This window comes from Streptomyces sp. HNM0645, from assembly GCF_030056615.1.
Taxonomy (GTDB): Bacteria; Actinomycetota; Actinomycetes; order Streptomycetales; family Streptomycetaceae; genus Streptomyces; species Streptomyces marianii.
Genome location: NZ_JASHLT010000065.1, coordinates 1 through 11,596 on the forward strand (window position 1 = coordinate 1; position 11,596 = coordinate 11,596).

The 11,596-nt window shown below is 74.1% G+C and carries 8 protein-coding genes; 5 read left to right on the forward strand and 3 right to left on the reverse strand.

The window, feature by feature from the left end; translation table 11 throughout:
• From QMZ92_RS32400 to QMZ92_RS32410, 3 genes are all read left to right on the forward strand, one after another.
• Positions 1 to 251, forward strand: a 251-nt coding sequence (locus tag QMZ92_RS32400; RefSeq protein WP_283301149.1) for a TauD/TfdA family dioxygenase, incomplete at its 5' end; no start/stop codon positions are given.
• A gap of 134 nt (positions 252 to 385) precedes the next feature.
• Positions 386 to 1,423: a 2,3-diaminopropionate biosynthesis protein SbnB gene (gene sbnB / locus QMZ92_RS32405; protein ID WP_283301150.1), complete on the forward strand. Its 1,038-nt coding sequence runs from the start codon at positions 386 to 388 to the stop codon at positions 1,421 to 1,423.
• A 421-nt stretch (positions 1,424 to 1,844) separates the two neighbouring features.
• Complete coding sequence (locus QMZ92_RS32410) at positions 1,845 to 3,194, forward strand: PP2C family protein-serine/threonine phosphatase (protein WP_283301176.1); 1,350 nt, start codon at positions 1,845 to 1,847, stop codon at positions 3,192 to 3,194.
• A 414-nt stretch (positions 3,195 to 3,608) separates the two neighbouring features.
• On the opposite strand, the gene QMZ92_RS32415 is transcribed toward QMZ92_RS32410, so the two are convergent.
• Together QMZ92_RS32415 and QMZ92_RS32420 are read right to left on the reverse strand one after the other, a co-directional pair.
• Positions 3,609 to 4,376: a hypothetical protein gene (locus tag QMZ92_RS32415; protein WP_283301151.1), complete on the reverse strand. Its 768-nt coding sequence runs from the start codon at positions 4,374 to 4,376 to the stop codon at positions 3,609 to 3,611.
• A gap of 366 nt (positions 4,377 to 4,742) precedes the next feature.
• Positions 4,743 to 5,642 carry an endonuclease/exonuclease/phosphatase family protein gene (locus tag QMZ92_RS32420; protein ID WP_283301177.1) on the reverse strand — a complete coding sequence of 300 codons (900 nt, stop codon included), beginning with the start codon at positions 5,640 to 5,642 and terminating at the stop codon, positions 4,743 to 4,745.
• A gap of 344 nt (positions 5,643 to 5,986) precedes the next feature.
• Between QMZ92_RS32420 and QMZ92_RS32425 the strand changes: the two genes are divergently transcribed.
• Both QMZ92_RS32425 and QMZ92_RS32430 read left to right on the forward strand, forming a co-directional pair.
• Positions 5,987 to 7,372: an MFS transporter gene (locus QMZ92_RS32425; RefSeq protein ID WP_283301152.1), complete on the forward strand. Its 1,386-nt coding sequence runs from the start codon at positions 5,987 to 5,989 to the stop codon at positions 7,370 to 7,372.
• Positions 7,369 to 8,211, forward strand: coding sequence for a PIG-L deacetylase family protein (locus tag QMZ92_RS32430; RefSeq protein ID WP_283301153.1), 843 nt, complete (start codon positions 7,369 to 7,371; stop codon positions 8,209 to 8,211). The genes QMZ92_RS32425 and QMZ92_RS32430 overlap by 4 nt, the downstream gene beginning before the upstream one ends.
• Positions 8,212 to 8,308: 97 nt before the next feature.
• On the opposite strand, the gene QMZ92_RS32435 is transcribed toward QMZ92_RS32430, so the two are convergent.
• Positions 8,309 to 11,401: an AfsR/SARP family transcriptional regulator gene (locus QMZ92_RS32435; protein ID WP_283301154.1), complete on the reverse strand. Its 3,093-nt coding sequence runs from the start codon at positions 11,399 to 11,401 to the stop codon at positions 8,309 to 8,311.
• Between the last annotated feature and the right edge of the window lie 195 nt (positions 11,402 to 11,596).

The following is an 11,596-nucleotide window of genomic DNA, read 5'->3' on the forward strand; positions in this document are numbered from 1 at the left end:
GCCTGCCGTTCAACACCCGCTACGGCAACGGCGACCCCGTCGGCGAGGACGTCGTCCAGACCCTCAACGAGGTCTACGAGGCCCACACGGCCCGCGAACCCTGGCAGACCGGCGACCTCATGCTCGTCGACAACATCCGCACCGCCCACAGCCGCGAGCCCTACGAAGGCCCCCGCGAGATCCTCGTCGGCATGGCGGACCCGCAGCAGCCCACCGACATCCCGTCGGCGGGCGGGCCGGTCGTGCCATGACCTCTCCCGCCTCCGGTGCCCCCGGGGGCCCGACCGGTTCGGGCCACCCGGCCACAGCCGCCACCGCGCCCCGGCCGAAACCGTCCACCACCGCGACCGTACCCAACAGCAGTTCCTTCTCCCGGGAGTCCTCCATGTCCCAGCCGACCGCCGTGCCGCCGTTCGCCGTGATCTCCGGCGCTCAGGTCCGCAGCGCCCTGCACAATCGCGAGAAGCAGATCACCGACCTCGTCGAGGCGACGTACCGACTGCACGCCGCGGGCGACTCGGTGAACCCGCCCTCGTACTTCCTCAGGTTCCCCGACCGCCCCAACTCCCGGATCATCGCGCTGCCGGCCTCGATCGGCGGTCAGGTCCGCGTGGACGGCCTCAAATGGATCTCCAGTTTCCCCGACAACGTCGCGGCCGGCATCCCCCGGGCCTCGGCCGTACTGATCCTCAACGACCACGACACCGGCTACCCCTTCGCCTGCCTGGAGAGCTCCATCATCAGCGCGACCAGGACCGCCGCGATGGCGGCGCTCGCCGCCGACCGGCTCGGCCGCGCCCTGCCCCAACGCCCGGCGCGGGTCGGGTTCTTCGGCGCCGGCCTGATCGCCCGCTACATCCACACCTTCCTCGCCGGCACCGGCTGGTCCTTCGACGAGATCGGCGTCCACGACCTGTCGGCCGACAGCGCCGCCGGGTTCGCCGGATACCTCCGGCAGACCGGCACCCCCGGCACGGTCACCGTCCACCAGGACCCCGAGGAGCTCATCCGCTCCAGCGACATGGTCGTCTTCGCCACCATCGCCGCCAAGCCGCACGTCACCGACCCGTCCTGGTTCAGCCACAACCCGCTCGTGCTGCACGTCTCCCTGCGGGACCTCGCCCCCGAGATCCTTCTCGCCTCGGCCAACTTCGTCGACGACGTCGAGCACTGCCTCAAGGCCGACACCTCCCCGCACCTGGTCGAGCAGCTCACCGGCAGCCGGGACTTCCTCGCCGGCACGCTCGCCGACGTCATGACCGGCAAGGTACAGGTGCCTGACGACCGGCCGGTGGTCTTCTCGCCCTTCGGCCTCGGGGTGCTCGATCTGGCCGTTGGCAAGTACGTGTACGACGAGACGCAACGCGCCGGTCAACTGCACGTCGTCGACGACTTCTTCCACGAGCTGCGTCGTTACGGCTGAGGTTCCGGCCCGCGCGGCCCTGCCGGCTCCGTGCCCGGCAGGGCCGCGCCGGGCACGGCTTCCGGGCACTGGGAGCCGAACGGGTGCGCTCGCGGGCCGTGCCCCCAGGAGGCCGTCACGGCCGGGCGGGCATGCCGCGTAAGGAGTAATGGGCAGTCCGCACCGATGGACCGTGTCACGCTGAGAGGATTCCGCAGCCGGCCACCCGCAGGGCCAGGATGCCCGCGGCACGACGAAGGACACCACCTCGCATGAGCCCCGCACCGACCACCGCCGACGCGGTGCGCAGGCATCCGGTGCCTCAGGGACGTCCGGCCGTGCCCGAGCCGGTCCTCGTGCCCGAGCCGGGGCCGCGACGGGGACCGGGCCCCGGCCGTCGGGTCGGCCGCTCCGGCCGGGTCCAGCCCACCGGGCCGTCGTGATGGACGGGCAGGAGCCACCGGAGCCCGGCGACGGACATCCGCCGTCCCCCGGCGCCGACGGTTACACCGTCCCCGAACTCGGCCGGATCGCCGAGCAGTTCCAGGAGCTGGCCTGGGCCAAGGACCGGATCGAGGGCCTGCTCGACGCGGTGCTGGCCATCAGCCGGGAGGTGGAGCTGCCCGCGGTGCTCCGCCGTATCGTCACCACTGCCATGGACCTCGTGGGCGCCCGCTACGGCGCACTCGGCGTGCTGCACGAGTCGGGCGGGTATCTGGAGCAGTTCATCACCGCCGGCCTGTCCGAACAGGAGCGAGCCGACCTGGCGGGAGTCGACTTCCCCCGTGGCCGGGGCGTCCTCGGCCACCTCATCCACCACCCCCAGCCGCTGCGCGCCGACGACATCGCCTCCCACCCCTCCTCGGTCGGCTTCCCGCCGGGCCATCCCCGCCTGCGGACCCTGCTCGGCGTCGCCATCAGCGTCCGCGGCGAGATCTACGGCGACCTGTATCTGTCCGAGCGGCGCGACGGACGGCCCTTCGACGCCCACGACGAGAACATCGTCGTCGCCCTGGCGAGCGCCGCCGGCATCGCGATCGAAAGCGCCCGGCTGTTCGAGCAGCTCCGCGCCCGGGCCGAGCAGTTCCAGCGTCTCCTGCTGCCTCGACTGTCCGACTTGAGCCCGTTCGACGCCGCCGCCGTCTACCGGCCCGCCACCGAACCGAACTCCGTCGGCGGTGACTGGTACGACGCCATCATGCTGCCGGACGACGCCGTCGCCGTCGTCATCGGCGATGTGGTCGGCCACGATCTGCACGCGGCGGCCGCCATGGCCCAGACCCGCAACATGCTGCGCGCCCTGCTCTTCGACCGGCGCACCCCGCCGAGTGCCGTACTCGCCCAACTGGACCTGACCCTGCAGGCCATCACCGACAACCCCGTCACCACCACCAGCCTGGCCCGTATCGAGCCCGACGGTCCGGCGTGGCGGCTGCACTGGAGTTCGGCGGGTCATCTTCCGCCGCTGCTGGTCACCCCCGACGGGCAGGCCCGGTACCTGTACGCCGACCCCGGAGTGCCTCTCGGCGTCGACACCTCACTGCCCCGCCCCGACCACACCCACCCCGTGCCCCCGGGCGCCACCGTGGTCTTCTTCACCGACGGGCTCGTGGAACACCCCGACCACCCCATCGACCGCAGTCTCCAGGACCTCGCCGAACTCGCCGTCACCCACGCAGCGCTCCCCCTGGAGCAGTACGTCACGACGCTGGCCGACAACCACCCGAGCGACGGCCATGACGACATCGCCCTCCTCGCTCTTCGCACTCCGGCCGCCGAGGAGACTCCGTAGCGGCCGGCCCCCTGCGTGCGTTCCCCCTGCGCGGGGGCCACGGGGCGGTTTCCCGCGGTGCGGCTTCCGAGCGTGCGGCCCGCGTCGCGTGGAGTCTCCGGACGTGATCAGGAGACATCGGGCCGGGTCGACGACCGGAGTCCGTCGAAGGAGGCGCCGTCACGGCGTCACGCCCCTCACCGCCTCCGGACGGCCCCGCACCGCACGGCCGCACTCCGGGGCGAGGTGCGGCGGGGCGACAGGGGGAACGCGTCCGGTGCGGCGAAGGGTTCAGCCGGTGGGCGACTGGTAGAGGCCGCGGCCCGCGCGGTGGGCGCNCCTCACCGCCTCCGGACGGCCCCGCACCGCACGGCCGCACTCCGGGGCGAGGTGCGGCGGGGCGACAGGGGGAACGCGTCCGGTGCGGCGAAGGGTTCAGCCGGTGGGCGACTGGTAGAGGCCGCGGCCCGCGCGGTGGGCGCGTGAGGTGGCGACCAGCCGGTCGAGGGTGCTGCGCACGGTGTTGATGTTCCCGGCGCTGTTGTCGCGACCGAGCGCCTGGGCCACGTCCCGGGCTCGCAGCGCGGTGTCCGCGTGACGGGTCAGCACTGCGATGACCTGCTCGGTCAGACCGCCGGACTCCGGTGCTGCCTCGGCCGGTGCCGTGCTCGCCGCCGACTTCTTCGCCGTGCTCGCGGTCTTCGCCTTCGCCTTCGCCTTCACGGACTTGGCCGGTGTGGTGGGCGCCTTCTTCGCCGGACGGCGCCGGGAGGCGGAAGCGGCCGGCCTCTTCGCCTTGGACGGCTTCGAGGCGGCGGCGCTCTTGCGGGAAGCACGAGGACGGCCGGACTTCGTCGCAGTCCCGTCCTCGACCGCGGGGGGCAGTTCACCCGTGTCATCCGGGACGGCCGACCCGGTGACGGGCTCCCCGGCCGCCGCGGCGACGTCCGTGAGGGGCTTGGCCGGCACCTCCTCGGCGACGGGGGTCTCGGCGACCGGCTCGGCGGCGCGCGGCGCGGGGACCACCGTCGCCGACAGCGCGCTGAGCGCCGCCAGAGCCGCACGCACCGTCTCCAATCGCTCGGAGACCGCGGCGAGTTCCTTCTGCAGTGTGATCTGCTGCTCCTCCAGCTCGGGAAGCTCCGCCTGCAGCAGCGCGGTTGTCGCTTCGATGCTGTGTGTTGCGGTGGGCGTCGATGTCATGGTGCTCTCCTGACGCGGCTGTACCTGATGCCGGTGGCGGGAATGTTGTGATGCAGGGTACGCCGTTCGCCCCGGGTTCGGGGCATGTGGTCGTGACACCGTCCTTGAGTTCGAGGGCGCGACCGGGTGCGGGGGACCGCCAACCGCCGCGGACACTGCGGTGTTGTGCCGCATTCCCGCTGCTGGGCGCCCGTCCTTGCGTCGGTGCGGATCCGTGGTGGGAACGCGCCCTGGCGTTGACTTGCGATGAGTTGACCTTCGTGGGGAGACGGCCGCAACAGCCGGCGGCCTCGGCGCCCTGCGGCGGTGTGCGTCCGCGTGGGAGACCGAGACCGCCGTGTCACCGTCGAGGTACGGTCGCAGCACTCAGAAGCCGATGCGGGCGGCGACGGGCAGATGGTCGCTGCCCGTCGCGGGCAGCGACCACACCTCCGCCACCGTGGCGTCGCGCGCCACGATCTGGTCGATCCGGGCCACGGGAAAGGACGTCGGCCAGCTGAAGGCCATGCCCGAACGCGGCGGACTCAGCCGCGCGAGAACCGGGTCCAGACCGCGGTCGTCCACCGTGCCGTTGAGATCTCCGAGCAGGACCGTCCGCTCCAGCGGCTCGGCCGACAGTGCCGCACCGAGCAGACGTGCGCTCTCGTCGCGGTGCGCCGTGCCGAAGCCCCGGTCCCAGCCGAGGCGGACCGAGGGCAGATGGGCGACGTACACCGCCACGTCCCCGTGCCGGGGGAGCCGGACCGTCGCCCTCAGCCCCCGGTCCCAGCCCTCGGCGATCCCCCGCGGTCTGATGTCGACCCGGCGTACGTCGGTGAGCGGGTGCACCGACCACAGACCCACCGTTCCCACGACCGCGTGGTGCGGATAGCGCGGCTCCAGCGCCGCCGTGAGCTCCGGCAGGGCCGCACCGGTCACCTCCTGCAGGGCGATGAGACCGGCCCCGCTCGCGGCGAGCCCGCGCGCCGCCGCCGCCGGATCGGGGTTCTCGTCGCTGATGTTGTGCGTGACAGCCGTGAGATCGTCACCGGCCGTGCCGGGCGGCGGAAGCAGCCGGTCGCCGAAGACGCAGGCCCATGCCGTCACCGGCAGCAGCACGGCGCACGCGGCCGCGGGCGAGCGGCGGAGCAACGCCACGACCAGCAGCGCCGGGAAGACCGCTGCGAGCCAGGGGAGGAACGTCTCGAGGAGACTGCCCGGCCGGCCGGCCAGGTCGGGCACCGCCGAGTGGAACGCCAGCAGGCAGGCGAGGAGCACGGACACCAGAACCGGCACCGCGTCCCGGGACCGCACTCCGCTCCGGCACCGCGCCCCGCCCCCGGGCAGGGGTGTCCGCCGTGTCCCGCCGCGTCGCGGAGAGGCCCACCGGCACACCCTCCCGGTCCTCGTTCCCACCCGGTCGCTCTCGCCCGCCACAGCCCGGTCCCCGCTCTCCGCCGGATCGCCTCCGTCGGCCGTCGCCCCTGCACGGCCCGGTCGTGATCGGCGACGCGTGCGTGCCCGCCTCCGGTTCCCACCGCCGGACGGCCGGGGCCGCGCACCGTGACAGCGCCGCGGTAGGGCGCTGCCAGTCCGTGCCCGGACGATGGGGGACGGACCTGGAGGACGGCATGGGCGACGGAGTGACCGGCACCGCAGTGCGGGAGCGGGCAGTGCCCGGACTGCGACGGCCCCGCGCCGCACGGCGCACCGTCGCGGTCCTGGGAACAGGTGTCTTCGCGATCGGTACCGACATGTTCGTCGTGGCCGGAGTGCTCGGTGACATCGCGACGGACCTCGGTGTCACCGTCGGCGGCGCGGGACTGGTCGTGACGGTGTTCGCACTGACGTACGCGGTCGGTGCGGTCCTGCTCGCTCCGCCGCTCTCCGCGCGGCCGCCGCGCCGCGTCCTGGTCGTTTCCTCGGCGGCTTTCGCGGTGCTGAACGTATCGGCGGCCCTGGCGCCGGCGCTTCCCGCCCTTCTCGCGGCGCGGCTGCTGGGAGCGCTTGCCGCGTCGGCCTATGTGCCGGCGGCGGCCGCGGCCGCCGCAGCCGTCATGCCGACGAGCCATCGAGGGCGCGCGCTCGGCACGATCGTCGGCTGTATGTCGGCCGCGACGGTGCTCGGGGCGCCTGCCGGAGTCCTGCTGGCGTCGATGCTGTCCTGGCGGGCTTCGTTCGCCCTGCCGGCCGTCCTGGCCGCTGTCGTCACCGGCCTGCTGCTCACCCGCGACGTACCGCGCCCGCCCGAGTCCGGGGAACCTCCCGCGCCCGGCGGCGAGGCGCCGTGTCCCAGGGGCGCCGGGCACCCCGGCCGGCAACAGGTGCCCCCTCACCAACGGCAGCAGCGGCCAGGGCAGTTCTCCCGTCACCGGCCGCTCCTCCCGCGTCGTGACCCGGGGCAGGCCCCCCGTTGCCGTGCGGCGGTGCGGGCACGGCTCCGGCCGCTGGGGTCCCCGGCCGTCGCCGCCACGCTCATGGTGACGTTCCTGCTGATGACCGCCTCGTACAGCACGTACACCTATCTCCCCCAGCTGCTGGCCGAAGCGGTCGTACCCATGGGGAGCGGGCTGTTCATCGCGGTGTTCGGCCTCGCGGGCGTGGCGGGGACCTGGTGGGGCGGCTCGGCGGCCGACCGGCGGGGCCCGGGCCGCGTGGTGGGGCCGGCCCTGGTCGTCTCCGCCGCCGCCTTCGCGGTGCTTCCGCACACGGCGGCGACGGCGGCGGGCGCGGCGGTCGCCGTGGCCGGCTGGGGAGTGGCGGTGTGGGGGTTCGTCCCCGCGCAGCAGCACCGGCTCATCGGCCTGGGCACGGCCACGCCGACGCTGCTGCTGGCGCTGCACAGCGGCGCCGTCCACCTCGGGTCCGCGGCCGGTTCGCTGCTGGGCGGACTCATCGTCGACGCGGTGGGAGCGGCGCGGCTCTGGACGGTCGCCGTCGTCTGCTGCGGAGCCGCCTGGGCCGTCCACACGGTCCTCGTCAGGACGGTCCTCGTCAGGGAGGAGAAGCGGTCATGACCACGATCGAGTCCGCGACGGACATCGCCGGACTGGGAACGGTTCTCGGAGTCTGGGCGCACCCGGACGACGAGGCGTACCTCTCCGGCGGGTTGATGGCGCTGGCCCGCGACCGCGGATCGCGCGTGGTGTGCGTGACCGCGACCCGCGGCGAGCACGGCACGGAGCACCCGGACATGTGGCCGCCCGACCGGCTGGCCGCGGCCCGTACGCTCGAACTGGCGGACTGCCTCGCGATCCTCGGAGTGCACGAGCACCACTGGCTCGGTCATCCGGACGGGCAGTGCGCGGCGGTGCCCGGTCCACGCGCGGTGGCGCGGCTGCGGAGCATCATCGAACGCGTACGGCCCGACACCGTGCTCACCTTCGGCCCGGACGGCATCACCGGCCATCCGGACCACCGGGCGGTCTCGGCGTGGACCACGGCGGCGTTCGGGCAGGCCGCCCCGGGCGGGGCGAGGCTGCTGTACGCCGCGTTCGCCGAGCGGCGGGGCCCGCGCTGGGCACCGCTGAACGAACGCCTGGGCATCTTTCCGCCGGGCCTTCCGGTGCTCACCCCCGACCGTGAGCTGGCGGTCGACGTGGTGCTGGACGCCGGTACGGCGGACCGCAAGGTGCGTGCGCTGGCGGCCCAGCGGACCCAGACGGCGGAGCTCATGGCGCTCCTGGGGCGGGAGCGCTTCACGGCCTGGGTCCGTGACGAGTCGTTCATCGATGCGGAGGACGTGGGAGACGTGCCGGACACGGCGGATGCGGGAGATGCGGCGCGCGCGGCGGACACGGTGCGAGTGGCGGGGGGAGGGGGCCGGGACGGTGGCCGGGGCGGGAGCGACTGCTGACGCGCCCGCCGGGACGGCGTACGGTTGCGCGGGAGCGCCGACGAGGACGACCACCGCGTACGCACGACCGGCCCACCGGGACGCCGGTGCCGTCGCTTCACGGCCGCGCCGCCCCGGACAGGTTCCGCTCGATCGCTCCACGGGCCGCGTCCAGCACCGCCGCCCGGCCGACGGCGGGAGCGCCGCGGAGCGGGATTCCGGGTGTGACGGGCCCCTCTCGCGGTCCGCCGTCCCCCGGGTGCGCTGCGGGCCTTCCGGCATCCTCCACGGCGGGCGCGTCCGGAGCCCCGTCCGCAGCCGTCTCGATCAGTGCCGCGGTCTCCTCGTCGCCGAGCCGGCGGAGAAGCCCGGCGAGGTTGCGCAGAGTGACCCAGAGATGGGTCCAGTTGCCGTTGCGGGCGAAGTAGTCGATGACCTCGCGGTAACCGCCCAGCGCCTCGTGCACCCGGCCCGTACGGGCACGCAACGACAGCAGTCCCACCGTCGCGACACCGACGAGGAACGTCGCCCCCGAAGCACGGGCCAGTTCGACGGCGCGTACGTACCGCTCCTCCGCCGCGTCGTTGTGGCCCGCCAGACTGTCGATCTCCCCGGCGACATAGGCCCCCCACGCCTGCATCGAGGGTGACACCGCACCGGCCAGGCCCCTCTCGTTCAGGTGACGCGCCTGGTCCAGATCGCCCGCGTAGGCCGTGGCCAGGGCCGCGATCCCCAGGTTCTCCCGTTGCGGGCCGACGAGCGCGAGAGCGGCGAGGGAGTGCTCGACCACGTCCTCGTACGCTCCACGGGCCAGGTCGGCCACCGACAGGACCGACAGGCAGCGCCATGTCCCCGTGGTTCCCGTCGTCCGTTCCAGCCCGGTGCGGGCGAGCAGATCGGCCCGACGGTACTCCCCGCGGTGGTAGGTGGCCTCGGCCGCCGTTCCGAATACCTCGCCGGCCAGGGGGTGGCCGTCGAGTGCGTCGTCCGCGGCCAGTTCCACCGCCCAGTCCCGGATCTCGACCAGGTCGCGGTACGTGACGGCGTCGTAAAGGGCGGTGACGACGGCCGCGGCGTCGTCCACGGCCCCCCGGGCCCGGGCAAGTCGCCAGGCGGCCCGGAGGTTGGGGAGTTCCCGGCGGAGCGCGTTGTCGGCCTCGCTCTCCCCACCGGAGTCCAGGGTCCGTCCGATCCACGCGGTCAGCGTGCGGGCCCAGGCCAGCAGCCGGCCTGCCGCGGCGCCGTCCTCCCCGGCTGCCGCGAGCCGGTCCAGGGCGAACGCCCGTAGTGTCTGCAGCATCCGGTAGCGGGTGGCGCCTTCGAACGAGGCTTCGATCATGGAGGCGTCGACGAGCCGGGCGAGTGCGGCTCCCGGGTCGCCGCCGAGGCCCAGGTCGTCGGCGACCCTTTCGGCGGTGTCGGGGTCGACACCGTCGGGGAAGACCGCCAGATGTCTGAAGAGCCGCTGCTCGTCCGGTGTCAGGAGCTCGTACGACCACTCGAGCGTGGCCCGCAGCGTGCGGTGCCTGCGATCGGCGCTCGACGTGCCCCCGGCGAGCAGATCGAGCGAGCGTTCGAGCCGGCGCTGCAGGTCGGTGAGGGAGAACGTCGACAGCCGGCCTGCCGCGAGTTCGATGGCCAGCGGCATCCCGTCGAGCCTGCGCACGATCCCGGCGACCGTCCGCAGGTCCTCCTCGGAGGGCGGCGGGCCGGGCCGGACACGGCGGGCCCGCTCCAGGAACAGTGCGGACGACGGGACCTGCGCGGGGTCGTCACCGGGCCGGGGAAGGGTGAGGGGTGCCAGCCGGTAGAGGTGCTCCACCGGCAGGCCGAGAGGCTCACGGCTGGTCGCCAGCAGGGTGGTCCCGGGGCAGGCGGTGAGGATCGTGTCGACGGCGTCGCGGACGCCGTCGAGCAGGTGCTCGCAGTTGTCGACCACGAGGAGGCCGGGGTGGTCGGCCAGCACTGCGAGGCAGGCGGAGAGCACGTCACCCCGGTCGACCTTCAGATTGAGCGCCGTGGCCAGAGCGTGCGCAAGGGCGGCGGAGTCGGTGACCGGCGCGAGGCGCAGCACCGCCACCGCGCCGTTCTGCCGCGCGACCTCCAGCGCGAGCCGCGTCTTCCCGACACCGCCGGGCCCGACGAGAGTGACGAGCCGCTCGGTCGCGAGCAGTTCCCGCAGGGCCCTGAGCTGCGGTTCGCGGCCGATCAGAGGGATGACCGCCCGGCCCGGTGAGGCGGGTGCCGCCGATGAGCCCGGTGGCACCGACCTGCCGGGCCGCGGCTGCGAGTCCGGTCGCTCCGGTGCTCCGACCGGTTCTCCGGTTTGCCGTGCGGGCCTGGACGGCGCGTCGACGGTTGCCGGGGGCGCGGCGCGCGGCGTCGGGGGCGGTGCGGGCGTCTCCGGTGCGGGCGTCTCCGCGAGGGGCGCCGTTTCCTGGGGGTGCGCCGTCTCCGCGAGGGGCACGGCGCCCGTGAGGATGTCGTGTTCGGTCACGTCCAACGCGGGGGAGGGGTCGAGCCCGGTCTCGTCGATCAGCCGCCGCCGGTACTCCCGGGCGGTTTGCAACGCCCGGGGCGCCTGTCCGGTCGCTGCGAGGGCCCGCATGAGGAGCAGGACGGCGGGCTCGCGCAGGGGATCGGCGGCCCAGGACGCGGCCGCCAGGCCGACGACCTCTTCGGCCCGGCCCGCGGCGACGGCCCGTGCGATCAGGGCGTCGGTCACGTCCTGCCGCAGCCGTGCGCACTCCTCGACCGCGGCCGCGATCGGTCCGACGTCGGTGAGGTCGGCCAGGACGGGACCCCGCCACAGCTCGTGTGCCTGGCGGAGCAGTGCGTACCCGCCCCTCCCGTCGTGCTGTGCCGCCGCGAAGAGCGCACGGGCCTGGGCCAGATCGAGTTCGCCGTCCCCGAGGACGAGCCGGTAGCCGTCGTGCCGGGTCTCGAGCCGGTCCGAGGCGGCGCCGAGGTGCCCGCGTAGCCGGGAGACGTGGTTGTGCAGGGCCTGGCGGCCGGAATCGGGTACCCGCGAGGGCCACAGCGCGTCCACGAGGCGGTCGACGGTGACGGTCCGGCTTTCGGCGAGGGCGAGCAGTGCGAGCACGGCCCGCCGTTTCGGCCCGGGTACGTCCACCCCGGTGCCGTCGACGAGGAGCCGCAGGGGCCCGAGCAACTCCACCCGGACCGACGGCGGCGGACACCCGACTGCCATGGGACCCCCGGAACGAGGACGAGAAGCGGAAGAAGACGGAAGAAGACGGGAGGGGACGGGGGAGCACGACCGGGCAGCGAGGACGAGCGGTTCGCCGGCGGATCGGTCACGACGAGCAGGCCGCGGCCGAACCGGTCACGAGCACGGAGCCCGGTCACGAGCACGGAGCCCGGGAACCGGGACGCGCCTGTTAGC

Coding starts and splice junctions, on each gene's coding strand:
- QMZ92_RS32425 (WP_283301152.1), top strand. CDS start 5,987: ATGGGCGACGGAGTGACCGGCACCGCAGTGCGGGAGCGGGCAGTGCCC.
- QMZ92_RS32410 (WP_283301176.1), top strand. CDS start 1,845: ATGGACGGGCAGGAGCCACCGGAGCCCGGCGACGGACATCCGCCGTCC.
- sbnB (WP_283301150.1), top strand. CDS start 386: ATGTCCCAGCCGACCGCCGTGCCGCCGTTCGCCGTGATCTCCGGCGCT.
- QMZ92_RS32435 (WP_283301154.1), bottom strand. CDS start 11,401: ATGGCAGTCGGGTGTCCGCCGCCGTCGGTCCGGGTGGAGTTGCTCGGG.
- QMZ92_RS32430 (WP_283301153.1), top strand. CDS start 7,369: ATGACCACGATCGAGTCCGCGACGGACATCGCCGGACTGGGAACGGTT.
- QMZ92_RS32415 (WP_283301151.1), bottom strand. CDS start 4,376: ATGACATCGACGCCCACCGCAACACACAGCATCGAAGCGACAACCGCG.